The sequence below is a fragment of the Natronolimnohabitans innermongolicus JCM 12255 genome, assembly GCF_000337215.1.
Lineage (GTDB): Archaea > Halobacteriota > Halobacteria > Halobacteriales > Natrialbaceae > Natronolimnohabitans > Natronolimnohabitans innermongolicus.
Genome location: NZ_AOHZ01000081.1, coordinates 131,990 through 149,289 on the forward strand (window position 1 = coordinate 131,990; position 17,300 = coordinate 149,289).

The following is a 17,300-nucleotide window of genomic DNA, read 5'->3' on the forward strand; positions in this document are numbered from 1 at the left end:
CGAGGCTCTTCGGAACCGGCCGGCCGCGTCGGCGTTCCGCTTCGAGTCCCGATAGCGTGCCGGCTGTGGTGACTCATTCCTCGTCCGACCAGAGCATTCGAACGCCGAGGTAGAGCATTCCGGCGGAAACGGCGCCGATTCCAGCGACCTCGGCGCCGGAGAGCGATCGAAGGAACTCAGCCGGACCCGCATCGTCTTCGACGCGAGCGCCCTCGCTCGTCGAGGCGGCCTCGTCACCGGCCCCACCGTCTCGAGGGTCGTCGGAGCCGCTCTCGTCAGGATCGCCCTCTCCGCCCTCGTCGTCGGAGTCTGAGTCGGGGTCAGTGACCTCCGGAACGCGCTGTTCGGTCACGACCACCGTGTGTTCGCCCGCCCCTAGCTCGAGGAGTCCGGTACTGGCGCCGCCGACGGATTCGACGGCCTCGTACGACTCGTCGACCAGCCGCATCGGAACGACGTCCGTTGACTCGTCGCCGGCCAGTAGCTCGTCCAATTTGAGCGTCGCTGATCCCGACTCGCCGACGGTGATTTCGTAGACGGTGCGGACGTCGCCCGGCGGCTCCGGCGCCGCTTCGGGCAGACTGTCCGTGGCGAGCCTGACTCGACTCACGGACGCGTCTGCGTCGATCAGGTCGACGTCGTCGACCGCGGTATCCAGCAGCAGTACCGACAGCGGGAGCTGACGCGTTCCGGCGGTTTCCGAGTCGATCGCGACGGTTCCGGTAAACCGGGTCGGCTCGTCGGCCAACTCGAGCGATGCCGGAGGCTCCACGAACAGCCTCGCGGAATCGCGGTCACTCGCCTCGATGCGCCGTGGGGCCGACTCGACCGAGATCGACTCGGGCGGAAGCGCCGTCCCCGTCGCGTTCGTGAGCGGCCCCGGCGTGACGTCGATCCCCTCGATCGGTCGCTGGTTTCCGACTTCGGTCACGACGAACCGTTGTGCAAGGCGCCGGCCCCGAGCGCCGAACACCGCGAGCCGGGTTGGATTCGTTCCGAGAACGGGCGGACGTTCGGGAATCTCGATTGCCATCAGCGTCATCGAAACGGGCTGTGATCGGTCGGCCGGAACCGACGCCGTCGCGGTCACCGTCACGTCGGCGTCGGGGTACAGCGTGATCTGCGTCCCGCCCGGAACCGTCCGGACCTCGGCCTCGGCGCCGAACTCGCCACTGGCAGTCTGTTCGATCCCGCTTTCGACGATCTCGCCGGTTTCGTCTTCGATTCGCAGCCCGACCTCGGTTCCCGGCGGGTGAAATAGCACGAACGAGGTTGATTTCAGACGACCGGCGACCGACAGCGAGTGGCTCGCCGTTGAGCCTGGACCGAGCGTCTCATCGAGCAGCGTCGTCGTTTCGCCGCGCAACTCGTCGACTTCCGCGGCCGTCATCGGTCGCTGCGCCGGCGTCGCCGCGGTCGTATACGGCTGCTGCCGGGTCGAGTTATTCGCGCCCGCACTCACGGTCGGCGAGGCGAACCACCCCGAGTCTTCCTCGCCGACGACGGCTGACGTCGTCGCCGTATCCACGTGCCGCCCCTCGAGTACCAGGTGAACGGTGTAGAAGTGCAGCCGGAACTCGTCTTCGACCGGATGGTGGAACTGGTACTCGAGCCGGTCGGTATCCGCGGATCCGGACGCGAACTGGCGGGGCGACTCGTTCGCCGAGGGAACGGTCGTGACGAACCCCTGCAGACGCGGCAGTGAATCTTCGTTAGAACGATCTGAGAAATAAGAGCTGAACCCGAGAATCCGTCCGGGCACCGTCTCGTCGCCGGTGATCTCGTAATCCACGTCGATCTCTCCCTGCGCCAACTCCATCTCGTCGTCGTCGCTGAGCGAGTCCGTCGGGACGATCGGGTCGTCGGTACTCGTCTCGAGGCCGCCGGACTGGAACCGAACCGTTCCGTCGACGACGCCGGTCGTCGGGTCGTCGTACTGTCCCTCGAGCCAGCCGACGATATCCTCGCTGATCAGCCCCAGGGAATCGATATCGTGGAGTGAATCGAGATGAAGGTCCATGTAGCGCAACACGAGCAGCTCCCGGTCGGAGAGGTCGTCGTACACTGCGGCGAGGTCGGACATCGTCGAGACCGTTCCCGTCACCGCGGCCGTTTTCTTCAGCATGATCGCCGCTCCGGCCGCCGTCGATCCGGGCTCGGGGACGAGTATCATCGCCGTCCCAACCGCGATGATCCCGATGGTTGCACCGATTCCGACGACGTCAGCACCGAGGCCGATTTTGTCAAAGATGCTCCTGTCGGCGTACTCCTCGGAGGCCGCCTTGAGACTGGTGAGATGACCGACACCGCGCTGGGTGTCTCTAACCGTTCCGTCCGGCAAGATAACGAGGTCCGTCGGATACGCGCTCTCTCGATCGAGCGTTCCGATTTCGGCCGGATCGTCGAGCGTCTCCTCGAGTTGCAAAAACACCTCGAGAACGTGTTCGTGATTGAGCGATTCCGGGGGTTGGGTGTCGCGGAATTCGTCGAGCCTGGCGGTCGCGTTTCGCGCCGTCTCCAGGGATTCCCGGTACGTTTCGAGGGCGGTGTAGTCGACCTGCTGATCGTCCGAATCGTAGCGGTTGGGTTGATTGAACCAGTCGTGATCGACCGTCTCGAGGTCGTCGATGTACCGCTGGTATCGCTCGGCGGCTTCTTCGGGGGCTTGCTCGTTCACCCGACCCAACAGGGAGGCGACCTGCGCGTTCGCAAGCGCGTTCGCTCCGGCGTCGATCGCGAGATCTTTGACGACGTCCTGGATCCCGTCTCGCAGGTCGTGTTCGACCGCACCGTCGCTTACCTGCTCCGCAGTGTAGGAGGCGAGTTCGCCCATGAATACCGTCGCTCCGTCGCCGGCATCGACCTCGAGAAGGTCGTCGTCGAGAACGTCGGCCGCCTCGAATCCCGTTTCGAGGACGGCCTCCCGCCGTTCGTCGATGTGGGATTCGAGCGTTCGTGTAATCGTCTCGAGAACGGGCTCGCGCGTCGCGGTCCCGTCGACGAGGTAATCGAAGTGCGTCTCGCTGGTTAGTCGTACCGTCTCGTCGTGTACGGACCGGTCCCAGAGGTCGAGCGTCGCGGTCCAGATATTTCCGGTGTGGTGTGCCGGCGGGACGACGACGAGCGAGTAGGCGTTGGCTGCGTCCAGTCCCGTATATCTGACCAGGCCGTCGGGCCCGCTTTCGTGGGCCCGCACGGCCTGCTCGTCGACGGCGTCGTTGAACAGCAGCTCCTGGCCGTCGACGTCGGAGAGGAAGTGGCCGAGAGAGGAATACCGGCCGTCGACGCCCTCGATATCCGTCTCGGCGTCCTCGAGGAGATAGACCGTTACCTCCGGAACCGGTTCGGGGTCGCCGTCGCCGGTCGCGTCGAGGATCTCGATCTCGACGCCGGTCGCGTCCTCGCTGGCCGGTTCGCCGAGCGGGTTGCCACACAGTACGTTCCCTCGACAGTCGGGCGACTCGCCGTCGTACCAGTTTCGGCGAGCGTTGCCGACCGGGCCGACGTCACCGTCCCCGTCGAAAACCCGGACGTCCTCGCGCTCGATATCGACGAAATTCGTCCGGTGGATACGCCAGTCGCCTTCGGTCCCGCCGGCCCGGACGCCGTATCGTGCGCGAGCGAGCGTCGACGGACCCTCGATACGCCAGTCGCCGGTGCTGTCTCGAGCGTCGACGACGGTGTTGTCGCCGTCGCCGCGAAGCGTGACGTTTCGGAGCGTCCAGTCGCCGCTGGAGTTGCGCGCGTCCAGAACCCGCGGTTGCGTTTCGGAGCGATCGTACCCGACTACCGGTTCGACGGTGACGTCTTCGACCAGCCAGTCGCCGTCGGTGCCGGAGAAATCGATCGCCGGACTGAACCGATCGATACTAATTCCACGGATCGTGGAGTCGGCGTCCGGCGCCGTCTCAGCATCGATCTCGAACCCGGGGAGTCGAAGCGGTCCATCACCGGGTGCCGCGAGGACGGCGCCGTCGTCGGCTATAATCGAGACCGATTCGTCGATCGTGACGCTCTCCTCGTACGTTCCGGCACGCACTTCGATCGTCGCCTCGGGAGCGGCGTCGTCGACGGCAGCCTGAATCTCGCGGTACTCCGGATCGCCGGGGTCGGCGCTCGCATCGACCACTAACCGGTCGCGAGATCGGTCCGTCCCGTCGGTCCCGACTGCCCAGGCGGTCGGATCGCCGCCCGACGGGATCGTGTAGCCCCCGACGACGGAGCCGTCGTTGGCCCGTGCGAGCGCGTTGAATCGATTCCCGTCGCCGTCACCGTACGTCTCCTGTCGCTGGATGCGACCGGTAGCGTCGACGGAGAGCAGCCAGCCGTTACCGCCGGTCCACCCCGCGGCGACGTAGCCGTCCGCCGTTCGCTCGATCGCAACCGCGGCGTCGCTGTCCGGCGTCCCGTACGTTTCCTCCCACTCGAGGCCGCCGGTGGCGCCGACCTTGCCGATCCACGCTGAAGGGGTCGAGCGAGTCGGCGGTGTCGTCGTTCCGGCAAAGACGAAGCCGCCGTCGTGGGCCTCGGTGACAGCGTACGCGATTCGGCTTCCGGCGCCGCCATAGGTCTCGCTCCACTGTTGGTTGCCGCCGGCGTCGACGGTTCCGATCCACGCGTGACCGTCTCCGGACCCCGATTCTCGAGTGCCGGCGAACACGTATTCGCCGTCTGCAGTTCGAACCACGTCGTACAGTTCGCCGGCGTATCCGGTCTCGTAGGTCCGATCCCATCGCTCCGTCCCGTCTTCGTCGATCGAGAGCAATCGACCGACGCCCTCGCCGAACGCCCCTCCCTGGTAGTGGGTGCCGCCCGCGACGACGTAGCCGTTCGTCGGCGTTCGTTCGATGGCGTGAGCGGCGTCGTTTGTTCCCGTCTTTCCGTACGCGGTGAGCCACTCGAGCGTATCCGGGGGCGCGAACGTTCCGACGGCGGTATCGAGATGCTGCGACCCGCGCGATCCCATTCCCCCACAGAAGACGACGTCACCGCCGGCGCTCGTCGTAACGTCGAGTGCGGCGTCCGCACCGCCGGGACCGCCAACCGTCTCGAGCCAGTCGACCTGGCCGCCGTGGTCGATCCCGCGGAGGAGAATATTCTGCGTCCCATCGGCGTCGGTTTCGAACCCGGCGGCGACGACGGTGTCAGACTGGACCTGTGCGAGCCCCTGAACGACGCTGTGTCCCGCCGCGTGATCGTCGGTCCACTCCCACGTTGCCGTCGCCGATCCGCTCGAGACGGCCCGGACGGCACTCGACTGGGCCGGCTGTCCTTTCGCGATCGATGGGAAGAGACCCAGTCCGGCGACGCTCCGGAGCAACAGTCGCCGTCGGCGGGAGGGAGGGTCGCCGTCGGCAGTCATCGGTCCTCACCGTCGCCGGCCTCACGGTCGCTAGCGTCAGCATCACCGATCGCAGCGGTCGCCGGTGGCGTCGACTGATTGTCGACGTCGTCCACGGAGTCGTCGAGTTCGTTCGTGTCCTCGTCGTCGGTCTCCGCTTCCGCCTCCCCGTCGTCGGCTGCCGCGTCCTCGTCGACCTGTGGGCTCGCCCCAGCAGCACCGTCGGGGCCACCGTCATTACCGACCCCGTCATCCGCGTCGTCTCCCGCGTGGTTCCGGTAGTACCACCAGCCGGCGCCGAGTGCAGACGCACCGACGACTCCGGCTAGCGGGATCCTCTCGAGCAGCGACTCGTCCGTTTCGGAGTCGGTTGCCGGCGAACGGTCCTCCCACGGCTGGATCGGATCATCGACCACCGTCGCTATCTCGGCCGTATGAGTGAATTCGCGCCGTAGTTCGTCGTATTTCCCGCCTTCGATGATCGTCCGAACGTCGAACGTCCCCGTCTCGGTCGGATGGTAGTAGTTGGTGTAAATCCCGTCGCCGGAAACGTCGTCGGGTCCGGAACCGTCGTCATACAGCGTGAGCACCTCGGCGTCCTCGTCGTCGCCCTCCGGCGGAACGATCTCGGCCCGAGCGCGGGCGCCGGTGTAACGCTCGAGTCCCTCGGAGACGACGAGCTGGAGGCGCACGTATCCCGTCGCCTCGTACAGATCGGACGTGACGTACAGCTCGCCGTCGACCGTCGAGTCGGAGGTCGACTGGACGAACGTCTTTTGGGGGGCGTCGACTTGCCGGACGTCGACCTCGTAGTGCCACTCGCCGGTCGGCGGGTCGTCGATCGACCAGACTTCGTGGGCGTCGCCGACGCGGTGACTGATGCCGTCTCCCTCCGTGATCTCGTTCCCGTCTGGGTCGGTCACGGTGAGTACCATCTCGCTGCCCTCGTAGGAGAGCGCGAACTGTGCGTCGTCGCAGCTACTGTCGACCTGGCAGTTGTCTTCCAGGAAGTCGTCCTCGTCGAGGGTCCCGTCGACCCGGGAGAGCTCCGATCGAAGCTGTGCCGTCGGCGTCAGATCGAAGTAGAACTCTCGAAGGTCGTTGACGTCGAAATCGATCTCGGACTGCCCGCCGGTCTGGTCGGCGATGTACTCGAGTTGTTCGGCGTCGATAGCGCTGCCGATGCCGATCGTGTGGACCGGAACGCCCTGGTTGCGAAAGTCGGGCAACACGTCGTCGACGTACGGCCGCTGGTTTTCGGCGCCGTCCGAGAGCAGCAGCATCGTTTTCGGCCCCGGTTCGTCGACGATCGTCTCCAACCCGCGTGCCATGCCACCGCCGATCGTCGTCTGCCCTCCCGCACTCAGCGATCGAACGCTCTCTTTGAACTGTTCGCGCGTCGCATCGTCGAACTCGGTGTGCGGCTCGACGACGGACGCATTCGAGTTGAACTCGACGAGACTGACGCGGTACTCCTCTTCGATCAGATCGATCACCTGAATGAGGTCCTTTTTCAACGCCTCGAGGCGCGTCATGGACGGTCCGTCGGCGTCCGCTCGACCGGCGTCTCGTTGACGCATGCTCCCGGAGGTGTCGACGACGAGGGAGATGTTGACCGGGCCGTTCGTCAGCTCGGTTTCGTTTTCGGCGTCGTGTTCGTCCCACTGGATCGGGATGGTATCGCCGACGAGAATCTCGTGGTCGCGGCTCTCGAGTTCGTGGCGGACCCCGTCGCCGCCGGTGTCGGCGCCGACTTCGGTGGCGGTGCCGCGTTTCGTGACGATCGAGCCGCCGACCGGGCGGGGGAGATCGTCCTCGTACTCGGCGTCCGTTGCCGCCGTCGTTACCGTCGGTCGAGGATGCTGTTGAAGTCCGGTAAACGAAACCGCATCTCCGACATCCCACTCTTCGTTCGGCGTTCTGCGGACGCCTTTCGTCGTGACTTCCTCGACGTCCAGATAGCCGCCACCGGAGGTGGCCGCCAGCTCGCTGTCGTCTTCGCCGGTATGACGGACCGTCGCCGTGAGATCGACGACGCTTCCCGGCTCCGGACTCTGGTCGGTCGGAACGGCGGCGAACACGAACGGCGCGTGGCCGTAGATACTGTAGAACAGTCGGTCGGAGGGCATCGACATCGTCTCCGTCTCGGCCTGATCGATCGACGTGCGATACGCATCGGCGGTGACGCCGGTCAGCCACACGAGTTCGTACTCGTCGAAGAAGCCGTCCGGGAACGACGCCGATCCCGAGAGCGGCCACGCAACCGCGCTCAGGAGACTCGAGAAGGCGTTCTTACCCGAATAGTCGAAGTCGTCCCAGTTGAATCGATCACTGATCACGCTGTACTCGTCGCGCGAACCGATCGTTTCGATTGCGACGCCAGTCGTCTCGAGTTCGTGTCCGACGACCGGCGAATCGGCCGCGTGTACCTGGACGAAGCGATCGACGATCCACGCGATCGTCGTCGCGGCTGGAAACCGATCCGAGTCGAGTTCCGTGTACGACCCCGTCTCGGTCCCGTTCGTGGTTCCCCGTATCCGTCCCTCGACGCCGGTCGTGAGCGACACGACACCGGCTGTCCCCAGAATGAATTGACGCCTCTCCATCACTCGTGGTACCATTCGGCGTCAGACAATTATAAATTCTGAAGACTTTCAGATATATGTATGTATTTTCAACTCCTGGGGGTGAACAAAGAATCGCTCGAGTCGCCGGCGACGGTTCGAGGCGCGCTCCGAGTCATAACGTCGGACGAAGGGGTCTGTGAGGGTGTTGAAACAGACGATCAACTCGCGGTTCAGTCGACCGCTCGATTCCGTTTCGATCGCTGGAGGCCCGGTCGCAAATTGGCTCCGGAAGTGGGTGGATAACGCTCGGAAACATCGATGCGAATTCGGTTTAGCACCGACTACCGCGACTGTGCCTTCTCCCTCTCATCCCAGCGCAGTCCGTCGGTTAGCTGCTCGTTACTCGGCTCCGACGCGGCGTGTGTGACACGCCGTCACGGACGACTCGAGTCGGCCCGATCCGTACGCTCGACTGACGGGTAAGAAATCCATAGCCTACCCGCGCTTTCGGTTACAAGCCGGATAACTACAACCGGTCCCGGCTATCGATCAGGTATGATCACCTGCAGTAACTGCGAGACCGCCCAATTCCTGCAGATCACCCAGAGCCGCGTCTACTTCGAAGACGGGGAAATGATCAACGAGATCTCCGAGACGTACGAGTGTACCCTCTGTGGGGCCACCGGCCAGTACGTCTACGACGAGGATCACGAAACCGAGACCGTCTCTGGGGACGTCGAACTCACGAAAGAACGGCCGAAGTTCGCGTGACCGCAACCGATCGCGTGGTTTCGATCCCAGTAGTGCCGTCTCTCCACCGCGTTTTCACCGCGTCCGGCTGGTGCTGTGGCTCGCGGTCTCGGACACCTCGGTACAGCGTTTCGTCGGCGGCTATCCGTCGCCGTCGACGCTGACGTCCCAGTCGTACTCGTGTGCGCTTCCGACGCCGAGTTCGTCGTCGCTCGACGCCTCGTCTACTCGATTTCGCTCGCCTTTGTGCTGGCGGCGGGTGACCGCCGTCTGTCGCCGTTCGACGTCCCACTCCTCGAAGAGCCCGTACTCGGTCATCGTCTCCATGCCGGCGATGGCAGCTGTGAGTTTGAGTCCGACGAGCGGAATCCCCGCAACCGAGACGATCACGTCCGCGCGGAGGACGGCGCCGTCTCTGAGCACCACGTCGAGCACGTCGACGAGCGTCTCCTCGTTCTTCTGCGGTCTCATAGCTGTGCAGGACCACCTTCCCCGGTCCCGGACGAGCCGTCGCCGCCGAGTTCCGGCGCGAACGTGTACGGCGGCCACGGCCCGGTAAAACGAACCTCGAGGCCGTCGTTCGCCGCCACGTCGTCCAGCACCGAGCCGATCTCGCTCTCGGCGTCCTCGTGGGCGAGCAGCGTCAACCGACAGAGCGTTTCGCCGTCGTCGTCTCCGGCGTCGGTTACGTCGTCGGCGAGCGACGCGCTCGGCGAGCGCTCGAGGGCGTGGACCTCTCGGGCGTGTTCGTCGAGGCGGTCCCGAAGGTCGGCCGTGATCGACTCGCGTCGGGCCGCACGGAGCTCCGTCAGGCGCTGATCGAACTTCTTCTCGAGCAGGAACGCGGTGCCTTCGCCCGAGCCGTCGATCTTGGCCGCCAGTTCCCGGAGGCGCTCGTCACGCTCGACGAGGGCATCGTCGTCGATCGGGTCGATCTCGACGACCTCGACCCGGTACTCCCAGTGGTTTGCCAGTTCCGAGAGCGCCCGCTCTAAGAGCGTCGACTCCTCGCGAAGCCACTGGCGAACGCCCGCGTCGCCCCCGCGGAGGATCGTGTCGAACTGGAACGGAATCGGCGTTCCGAAGGCCTCACCGGCCTCGTCGACGACCGTCTGGTGGCGGACGAGCCACCGTCTGATCTGGGCCAGATCGCCGGAGTCGTAGATTCCGTCGGTCGCGTGGACGACCGCGCCGAGGCCGTCCTCGACGATCACCGAAACGGGTTCGCCGTCGACGCCGGTCGTCTCGAGGGACGCGTCGGTTCCCTCGCCCTGCTGACGGTCGTCATCGTCGAGGCGAACCAGGCAGTAGAGATACCGACCGTCCTCGATTTCGGGGAGGTCCGCCTCGTCGATGGCCGCCTCGAGCGCGTCGGCGTCCGCGTCCTCGAGGTCGTCGATCTCTTCGATCTCGTCGATAGCGTCGGGACGGTCGCTCGAGCCCTCGGAGCTCATCGGTCCTCACCTCCGAAGACGGAGTAGCCGGGCTCGTCGATCGCGGACGGCTCGCCGTGCAGTTGTTCGATGGCGTCGTTGACCAGCCCGTCGAGGTCGCCGCGCAGGTTCTCGACGCCGTCCTCGATCTCCTCGTCTTCTTTGAGCTGTTCGATCTCGGCCTCTATCGAGGCGAGCTGGCCGCCGAGGCGTTCGATCTCCTCGTCGGTGAGGTTGCCCGACTCCATGCGCCGAACCGCCTCTCGCTCCAGGGCGTCGATCAGGATCTCGACGACCGTGATCACGAGCGTTACGAGCCCCTGGCGGGCGTCCTCGCCGTCGCCGACGTCGATCTGCTTCATGCGTTCTCACCCTCCGCGTTCGCGGAGGCTTGCGAGTCGTCACCGCCGCCGTCGCTATCGTCGTCGCCGTCACCGTTGCCGCCGGTACCGGCGTCGGCGTCGCCGTCATCGTCGTCGGAAAGCAGATCGAACCCACCGCTCGTCGGCTGCTCCGGGTCCGGCCGCGCGCCGACGTGCTCGGTTCCACGATCCGGCGTTCGGTAGCTCTGGTCGTCACTGTCGTTGCTGTCGTTGCTGCCGTCGGCGTCGGCGTCGGTCCCGTCCGATCCCCCGTCGTCTTCGTACGCCTCGTCCGGCGTCACGTTGACGCTGCGGGTCGGATCGATCGCCGGATTCGGTCGCTCCATCTCGGCGAGTTCGGGGTCGTCGACCGCCGCGGCGACGCGGCGCATGTCGGTCCCCTCGGGGAACTCGAGGCCGTACTTCGCCGCGGTCTCGAAGGAGGCGATAGCGGCCCGGACCTGGACGCCGAGCAGCTGGGTGTCGCCGATCGAGACGGCGATGTCGGCGTTGATGACGATCCCCTTGTCCAGCAGCATCTCGACGACTTCGGCGAGATCCGCCTTCTGCCGGCTCGGCTGGAAATCATCGACCATCGCGATCACCGCCGGTGTCGCCGACTGTTGGAACGGACGCGTTCGGCTGGCTCATCTCGAACCGTCGGAGCTGTGGGTGTCGTGGGTCAGTCATCGTTGTTTCTCCGGTTTCGCTCGCGTTCGATCTCGAATCGACGGCCGTAGATGCGCTTTCTCGTCGGCGCCGTCGAGAGCTTGACCTGCTTCGGAACCGTCGAGTAGCGTGCGCTGCCGCCGAGGTCGCGACGCTCGGTCGGAATCGTCGCCGCCGCGGTCGGGTTCCGCGAGTTGGTGCTCGTATCCTGGCGGCGCATCTTCTCGCGGTTCATCTCGTAGAGCCGCTCGAACTTCTCGTGGGTCTCGAGCAGCGCCGAACGGAAGGCGTCGATGCCTTTCATCGCCTGCTGCTGGATGGCGACCTGGTAGGCCTCCGGATCCTCGGCGACGTCGATGTCGCCGAGAATTTCGCTGGGGTCGGCGTCGAGGTCGTCGAGTTCGTCGCGAAGGTCGCCCTCGAGCAGTTCGCCGTCGCCGACCAGCCCATCGTCGTCGTCCGTGACCGACGCGACGGTTTCCTCGACCAGTCCCGCGTCCCCGTCCTCGTCGCCCAGTTCGTCGACGGCGCCCTCGAGTTCCCGCTTTTCCTGCCAGAGCGCGCCCAGATCGGCCGCGTTCCAGGCGTTCAGCAGGTCGATCGCCGTGAACAGCTGGGTGAAGTCGACGACGTCGGTCGCGCCGGTGTCGTCCTCGAGCAGTGCCTCGGGAATCTCTCCGGCGTCGATCGCCTCGAGGAGTTCGTCGGCCTCGACGGCTTCGGGGAGGTTGCCGAAGTCGATCGTCTCGAGTAGCTCCTCGGTCTCGCGGACGACGCGAACGAGTGTCTCGACGTCGCCGAGGAGTTCCTCGACCGTGTCGTCCTCGAGGGTATCGAGGTCGTCGACGCCCTCGAGACAGTGCTCGACGTTTTTGAGGCAGCGTTCGCCCTCCTCGAGGAGGGCGTCGAACCCCTGCTCGTCTGCGTCCGTCTCACTCATCGGTCTCACCTCGGTCGTCGCCGTCCGCGGGTTCGACCCGAACCGTGAGGACGCCGTTTTTGATCGTTGCGTCCGCCTCCCGCTCGAGCCACGGGACGGTGACGCGGTCGACTTCGCTCCCCGAAACGGCGACGACGAGCGTCCTGTCGTCGAAGCCGACGGTGACGTCGTCCGGGTCGGTGCCGGCGACGTCGGCCGTGACCAGCACTTCGTCGTCACCGCGTCGGACCGCGACGTGGTGATCGCTCGAGGGCGTCGAGCGGCGGCGGCGCGGTCGGGAGGGGCCGTGACCAGAGCCGCGGTCGCGACCGCCACCGGCGCGCTCGCCGTCGAAGGGGTCCGGACTTCGGTCGACGTTCCGACGGCCGTCGACGTCGTCGCCCGAGCGAACCGACACGTCGTAATCGAGGACCGTGTGGTCGCTTCGCCGGCGACCCGACGCCGTCCCGCCGCGCTCGAGCGACTCGAGGACCGACAGCAGACTCGAAAGCCAGTTGCCGCTCCTCGAGTCGTCGCTGGGGTCGGCGCTGTGAGCGCCGTTTCCACCGGCGGGCGTGGCCCCGCCAGCCCCTGTTCTTCGGCCGGAGGGCGACGCGTCCGCTTCCTCGTCGGTTTCGCCCCGGTCGGTCCCCGACTCGTCGTCGGCTTCGTCGGCTTCGTCGGCGCTCTCGGCCGACTGCGATTCGGTTTCGGGATCGTCGCTCGAGGAGTGGTGCTCGATCGGGACGTCCGTGACCTCGTTCGGCCGCTCGTCGGCGTCGTGGCTGTCGTCGACATCGTCGTGGTCGTCGGTGCCGGCGTTGTGGCTGTCGTCGACATCGTCGTGGTCGTCGGTGCCGGCGTTGTGGCTGTCGTCGCCGTCGTCACCGCCGGTGCCGATGTCGCCGCTGTTACCATCGCCGCCGGTATTGCCGTCTCCGGTATTCATCTCGCCCGTTTTCGACTGTTCTGTCGGTTCCTCCGGCTCGTCCTCTCGGTCGTCGGTCGGGTGATCATCAGACATCAGGATTTCACCTCTACGCGGCCGCTGGCGAGTCGCTCGTGAACGTCGCGAGCGATTTCGATCTCCGCTTCGATCTCGGCTTTGCGCTCGCGATACTCCGCTTCGGAGCGTTCGCCCAGTTCGTACAGCAACTGGTTTTCTTTCAGGTCCTCCTCGAGGGCCTCGAGGTCGTACATCTCGTTTATCGCCATCGTGTGCAGCGTGTCCACGATGCCGACGAACGGTCGGATCAGCAGGTCGTCGAGGATGAACATGGTTATTGTTGGGATCCGATTTTGACGTCGACGAAGCTGTACGGCGCGAACGGTCCCGTATAGCGGAACATGAGGTCTTCGTCGTACTCCGCCTCGAGTTCGGCGACGGCGTCGTCGAAGCGCTCGCGCTCGTCGCGGTCGACGAGGTACGACCGATTCAGGACGAGTCGGTCGCTGAACAGGTCGTTTGGAACCGACTGGGCGGCGATCGGCTCGAGCGTCTCCGCGACGGCCTCTTCGATCGCGTCGTCGTCGACCTCGGCGTCTTCCTCGCGAACGACCTTGAGGCCGAGTTCGACACGACCCTCGATGTCGTTCAGCGCGCGCCGAAACGCCGGCCGGGCTCCCCGGAGGACGTTTTTCAGCGCGCGGTCGTTTTCGAAGGCCATTCCGAACTGCATCGGGACGATGGCGCGACCGCCGTCGCGGTCCATGATCTCCCGGAGGACGTCGTCGTGACGTTGTGCGTCCTCGTCGGTCTCCTCCGGATCGGTCGTGTCGATGTCGGAGACGACGGCGTTGAGCCGCCGGTGGGAGACCGTGTAGACGCGGTCGGCGCCGCCGACGGCGTCGGTCTCGAACTCGACCGGATCGTCGTTCATGATGCCGTAGACGTACCGGTTGGTCATCGGGCGCTCACCCCCGCTGACGTCGTCTCGCCGGCTACTCGAGCCCGTCGTCGAACGCGTGCGTGTGAACGCCACCGTGGTCGATGTCGACGATGGTGACGTCGACGGCGTGTACGTGCACGGACGTGCGACTGCGGGCGCGACTCGTCAGAACTGCCGGTCTCGAGAGCGGACGGTCGAACAGATATCATGGGAACGGATAATCGAGCGCCCCGGGCCCGTCGGGGGCCGCTCGCGGGCACTCGAGGAACTCTTCGTGGAAAATTCGACACCGCGGCGGGTGATGGTAGTGCTTGCAGACGCAGCCCGGGGTCGTCACTCCCGAGACGGTGGCGGCTTGCAAACGCAGCGCCAGTCGTGTTACGAAGCGGGGGCAAACGGAATCGTGTATGGCAGCATCATCAGGTCGACGACCCGACTCCTCGAGTCTCGCGGAGGTACTGGACCGCATCCTCGACAAGGGTGTCGTTATCGACGTCTGGGCGCGGATCTCCGTCGTGGGGATCGAGCTCCTGACGATCGAGGCCCGCGTCGTGGTCGCCTCCGTCGACACCTTCCTGCACTACGCGGAGGAGATCGCAAAAATTGAGCAAGCGACGGCAGAGGGCGACCTCGAGGACCTGGAGGAGCTCGAGGTCGAACAACGTCCGGAATCGTCACCGAAATCCGCCAGCGAATAACCCTTCATGGCCGACGATTCTTCGCGCAAGCGCAAGGTCAGAGGTCGGAAGATTAGAAGCGACCGCTCCAAGAAGGAAGGGCGGAAAGCGAAGAAGAAACTGGCCCGCAAGACGCCGTCGGCGAGCGAGCGAAACGGCGACAGTCCGCTCTCCGACCCGAGCGACGTCGTCCCCGAGAACTTCGTCGAGACCGACGCCGTCACCACGCTGCGACGGCGGATCACCGGCTGGCTCGAGGCCGATCAGCCGGTCCACCTGATCGGTCCGACGGGCTGTGGGAAGACGGCGCTTGCGCTGTCGGCGGCCGCTCAGCGAGATCGGCCGGTCGTCTGGCTGAACGGTGACGAGGCCGTCGACACGGCCGCGCTCGTCGGCGATCACGCCGGCGGCGAGCGCTACAAGGAGAGCGACCAGTTCGTCGGCGGCGTCAGCAAGCAGACCGAGATCGTCCGCGAGCGCTGGGTCGACAACCCGCTGTCGGTCGCCGTCCGGGAGGGCGCGACGCTCGTCTACAACGAGTTCTCGCGCAGCGACCCCGCCGCCCACAACGTCTTGCTCTCGGTGTTCGAGGAAGGCGTCTTAGAGCGGCCGGGGAAACGCGGCGCGGATCGCACGATCGACGTTCACCCGGAGTTCCGGGCGATCCTGACCTCGAACGACGTCGAGTACGCTGGCGTCCACCGCCAGCAGGACGCGCTGCTCGATCGGTTCGTCGGCGTCCACGTCGACTACTACGACGCAGAGACCGAACGCGAGATCGTCAAGTCCCACGTCGATCTGGCCGACGCGGACGTCGAGCGGATCGTCGAGGTGATGCGATCGCTGCGCGACGAACTCGATCTCGTCGTCGGCACGCGGGCCGCCATCACGGCGGCGAAGGGACTGGCCGTCTTCGCCGGCAACGGCGAGAACGGCGAGTTCAGCGACGAGTTACTCGCGGACGTCTTCATGGACGTCCTCGTGCCGAAGATCGCCGGCGAGGGACCGGAGGACGTCTCGCAGCTACGAACGCGGATCGCCGAGTCGCTCTGACTCGATTCGATCCCCGTGCAAAGCGGCGCCACGATCAGGAGAAGCAGCGACAACCGACGAGGACACGAGCCAATGGCCGAAGCCGATACGGAAGAGACGGAGCAAGCCCAAGAGCAGTGCAAGGCACTGACAGAGGACGGAGAGCGCTGCTCGCGGCCGGCTCAGGACGGCGACTTCTGCTACCAACATGACGAGAGTGATCCAACCGTGAGTGACAGTCAAACAGTCGAAGACGAACAGGACGAACAACAGGAAACCGAGGGAGCCGGCGGAAGCCAGTCACAGACCCAAAGCGAAGAGCTCGGAACGGTCGATATGACCGCCGAAGAGAAGACCGACCCCGAGTCGGTCGACGCGGAAGCCGACACCGACCACGACGAAATCGCGGGCGTCCTCGCGGTTCGGCGAACCGTCCAGTCGACGGCCGGCGAACTCATCGGTCGCGAGTTCGACGCCGTCAGCGAGATCGCGCCGACCGACGACGGCTGGCGCGCGGTCGTCGAGGTCGTCGAACGGCGGGCCGTTCCCGATACCCAGGACATCATCGGCCGCTACGAGATCGAACTCGACGAGGACGCGACCGTCCACGGCTACCGACGGCTCGACCGCTACCGCCGCGGAGACACGCAGGCATTCGAATAGCACTCGATCGCACGATGACTGTGCGATCGGTGTGCATTACCGTTCATACGATCTCCTGTAGTCATACTGTTGGACAGCACTATTCGACGATCGTCAGAGAGGGTCGGCGCTATAGTTCTGTACCGCACTCCGGACAAACGAGTGTAAAGTCATCGTCGACCGGAACTACTTTCATGTTGTCATGTCCACACTCGGGGCATTCCTGGGCGACGCGAACGTCCTCGCTGTCGCGAGGTGCACCCATGGCATACGCCACTAATTCGCCGTTCGATGCGTTCTCGCCCGTCTGGAACTCACCCGGTGCGAACCGGATCGCTTCACCTTCGCCGACGGTGATCTCGTCGTCTACCGTTTCGAATTTCGCTTCCCCCTCGACGATGAGGAATACCTCTTCCTGATCCATGTGGGTGTGAACCATCTTCGAGAACTTCTCGCCGGGTTCGAGCCGGAAATAATTAATCGAGAAGTCGCTCGTCCCGAGTTGATCCGACAGCCCACGAACATCGACGTCTCGTCCAAACGCACCCGGTTCGACATCGTCAACAGAGGCTTTCTCCATACTTGGAACGAAGGGCCGTCGCGTGAAATATCTATATATTGCGGTAATGGGACAAGTGGACACGACAGTACACTGGCGGACAGCAGTCCGGAACCGAACGAGCCGGCAACCCGGACAATCTCCGGACAACCGACGAAACAGCGGGCGCGAAAAGCGGTATTGACTTTCAGTGGCTACAGTAACGAGTTGGGCTTCTCGATCCGTACGAAAGGGGCTCCGCGAGCGAGTCCTCGATCTCGGCTGTAGTAGGCGTGTTCCGCCTCTCGAAGTCGACGTTACGAGCCAAGACCTGTCGACGATTCGGACCGATCGCGGCCGATCCAGCAAGCTATTTCCGCATCCGACGGCGCGGTTCGTGTATGGATCCGGCGCTTGGCCCTCCCGCAGAGATGGCCGAGAAACGCGACGAGCTGACGCCGATGATGGCGCAGTACCACGA

15 protein-coding genes are annotated in these 17,300 nt (G+C 65.2%); 4 read left to right on the top strand and 11 right to left on the bottom strand.

Annotation, left to right across the window (positions count from 1 at the left end; all coding sequences use genetic code 11):
- Positions 1–73: 73 nt before the first annotated feature.
- On the bottom strand, positions 74–5,362 hold the full coding sequence (locus C493_RS17150) for a right-handed parallel beta-helix repeat-containing protein (RefSeq protein WP_007260750.1): 5,289 nt from the start codon (positions 5,360–5,362) through the stop codon (positions 74–76).
- Entirely contained in the window at positions 5,359–7,908 is a 2,550-nt protein-coding gene (locus C493_RS17155) for a vWA domain-containing protein (RefSeq protein WP_007260751.1), read from the bottom strand. The genes C493_RS17150 and C493_RS17155 overlap by 4 nt, the downstream gene beginning before the upstream one ends.
- Positions 7,909–8,463: 555 nt before the next feature.
- On the opposite strand from C493_RS17155, the gene C493_RS17160 reads away from it, so the two are divergent.
- Entirely contained in the window at positions 8,464–8,679 is a 216-nt protein-coding gene (locus C493_RS17160; RefSeq protein ID WP_007260752.1) for a hypothetical protein, read from the top strand.
- 120 nt (positions 8,680–8,799) lie between these two features.
- Here the strand turns inward: C493_RS17160 and gvpM are convergent, their stop codons facing one another.
- The 8 genes from gvpM to C493_RS17200 all read right to left on the bottom strand — a co-directional run bounded on the left by gvpM (position 8,800) and on the right by C493_RS17200 (position 13,948).
- Complete coding sequence (gene gvpM, locus C493_RS17165) at positions 8,800–9,129, bottom strand: gas vesicle protein GvpM (RefSeq protein WP_007260753.1); 330 nt, start codon at positions 9,127–9,129, stop codon at positions 8,800–8,802.
- Positions 9,126–10,112, bottom strand: a complete 987-nt coding sequence (gene gvpL, locus C493_RS17170; protein WP_007260754.1) for a gas vesicle protein GvpL — start codon at positions 10,110–10,112, stop codon at positions 9,126–9,128. The genes gvpM and gvpL overlap by 4 nt, the downstream gene beginning before the upstream one ends.
- Entirely contained in the window at positions 10,109–10,453 is a 345-nt protein-coding gene (locus tag C493_RS17175) for a gas vesicle protein K (protein ID WP_007260755.1), read from the bottom strand. The genes gvpL and C493_RS17175 overlap by 4 nt, the downstream gene beginning before the upstream one ends.
- A complete protein-coding gene (gene gvpJ / locus C493_RS17180; protein WP_007260756.1) occupies positions 10,450–11,049 on the bottom strand; it encodes a gas vesicle protein GvpJ in 600 nt (199 codons plus the stop codon). Before gvpJ ends, C493_RS17175 begins: the two co-directional genes overlap by 4 nt.
- 86 nt (positions 11,050–11,135) lie before the next feature.
- Positions 11,136–12,062: a hypothetical protein gene (locus tag C493_RS17185; protein ID WP_007260757.1), complete on the bottom strand. Its 927-nt coding sequence runs from the start codon at positions 12,060–12,062 to the stop codon at positions 11,136–11,138.
- A complete protein-coding gene (locus C493_RS24165; RefSeq protein ID WP_007260758.1) occupies positions 12,055–13,065 on the bottom strand; it encodes an Hsp20/alpha crystallin family protein in 1,011 nt (336 codons plus the stop codon). The genes C493_RS17185 and C493_RS24165 overlap by 8 nt, the downstream gene beginning before the upstream one ends.
- On the bottom strand, positions 13,065–13,319 hold the full coding sequence (gene gvpF / locus C493_RS17195) for a gas vesicle protein GvpF (RefSeq protein WP_007260759.1): 255 nt from the start codon (positions 13,317–13,319) through the stop codon (positions 13,065–13,067). The genes C493_RS24165 and gvpF overlap by 1 nt, the downstream gene beginning before the upstream one ends.
- A 2-nt stretch (positions 13,320–13,321) precedes the next feature.
- Positions 13,322–13,948 (bottom strand): GvpL/GvpF family gas vesicle protein, encoded by a 627-nt coding sequence (locus C493_RS17200; RefSeq protein WP_007260760.1) that lies wholly within the window; start codon positions 13,946–13,948, stop codon positions 13,322–13,324.
- Between the two features lie 389 nt (positions 13,949–14,337).
- Here C493_RS17200 and gvpA point away from each other — a divergent pair, with 389 nt between their 5' ends.
- The 3 genes from gvpA (at position 14,338) to gvpO (ending at position 16,302) form a co-directional block, all read left to right on the top strand.
- Positions 14,338–14,628: a gas vesicle protein GvpA gene (gene gvpA, locus C493_RS17205; RefSeq protein ID WP_007260761.1), complete on the top strand. Its 291-nt coding sequence runs from the start codon at positions 14,338–14,340 to the stop codon at positions 14,626–14,628.
- A gap of 6 nt (positions 14,629–14,634) precedes the next feature.
- Positions 14,635–15,660 carry a gas vesicle protein GvpN gene (gene gvpN / locus C493_RS17210; RefSeq protein WP_007260762.1) on the top strand — a complete coding sequence of 342 codons (1,026 nt, stop codon included), beginning with the start codon at positions 14,635–14,637 and terminating at the stop codon, positions 15,658–15,660.
- Positions 15,661–15,732: 72 nt separating this feature from the next.
- Positions 15,733–16,302, top strand: coding sequence for a gas vesicle protein GvpO, halophile-type (gvpO, locus tag C493_RS24085; RefSeq protein ID WP_007260763.1), 570 nt, complete (start codon positions 15,733–15,735; stop codon positions 16,300–16,302).
- Positions 16,303–16,411: 109 nt separating this feature from the next.
- Here the strand turns inward: gvpO and C493_RS17220 are convergent, their stop codons facing one another.
- Positions 16,412–16,861 carry a cupin domain-containing protein gene (locus C493_RS17220; protein WP_007260764.1) on the bottom strand — a complete coding sequence of 150 codons (450 nt, stop codon included), beginning with the start codon at positions 16,859–16,861 and terminating at the stop codon, positions 16,412–16,414.
- Positions 16,862–17,300 lie beyond the last annotated feature (439 nt).

What these genes read in the sequence shown, in the direction of transcription:
- C493_RS17175 (WP_007260755.1), bottom strand. Translation starts at nt 10,453, where the DNA reads ATGAAGCAGATCGACGTCGGCGACGGCGAGGACGCCCGCCAGGGGCTC.
- C493_RS17160 (WP_007260752.1), top strand. Translation starts at nt 8,464, where the DNA reads ATGATCACCTGCAGTAACTGCGAGACCGCCCAATTCCTGCAGATCACC.
- gvpF (WP_007260759.1), bottom strand. Translation starts at nt 13,319, where the DNA reads ATGTTCATCCTCGACGACCTGCTGATCCGACCGTTCGTCGGCATCGTG.
- C493_RS17150 (WP_007260750.1), bottom strand. Translation starts at nt 5,362, where the DNA reads ATGACTGCCGACGGCGACCCTCCCTCCCGCCGACGGCGACTGTTGCTC.
- C493_RS17185 (WP_007260757.1), bottom strand. Translation starts at nt 12,062, where the DNA reads ATGAGTGAGACGGACGCAGACGAGCAGGGGTTCGACGCCCTCCTCGAG.
- gvpN (WP_007260762.1), top strand. Translation starts at nt 14,635, where the DNA reads ATGGCCGACGATTCTTCGCGCAAGCGCAAGGTCAGAGGTCGGAAGATT.
- gvpA (WP_007260761.1), top strand. Translation starts at nt 14,338, where the DNA reads ATGGCAGCATCATCAGGTCGACGACCCGACTCCTCGAGTCTCGCGGAG.
- C493_RS24165 (WP_007260758.1), bottom strand. Translation starts at nt 13,065, where the DNA reads ATGTCTGATGATCACCCGACCGACGACCGAGAGGACGAGCCGGAGGAA.
- gvpL (WP_007260754.1), bottom strand. Translation starts at nt 10,112, where the DNA reads ATGAGCTCCGAGGGCTCGAGCGACCGTCCCGACGCTATCGACGAGATC.
- gvpJ (WP_007260756.1), bottom strand. Translation starts at nt 11,049, where the DNA reads ATGGTCGATGATTTCCAGCCGAGCCGGCAGAAGGCGGATCTCGCCGAA.
- C493_RS17220 (WP_007260764.1), bottom strand. Translation starts at nt 16,861, where the DNA reads ATGGAGAAAGCCTCTGTTGACGATGTCGAACCGGGTGCGTTTGGACGA.
- gvpM (WP_007260753.1), bottom strand. Translation starts at nt 9,129, where the DNA reads ATGAGACCGCAGAAGAACGAGGAGACGCTCGTCGACGTGCTCGACGTG.
- C493_RS17200 (WP_007260760.1), bottom strand. Translation starts at nt 13,948, where the DNA reads ATGACCAACCGGTACGTCTACGGCATCATGAACGACGATCCGGTCGAG.
- gvpO (WP_007260763.1), top strand. Translation starts at nt 15,733, where the DNA reads ATGGCCGAAGCCGATACGGAAGAGACGGAGCAAGCCCAAGAGCAGTGC.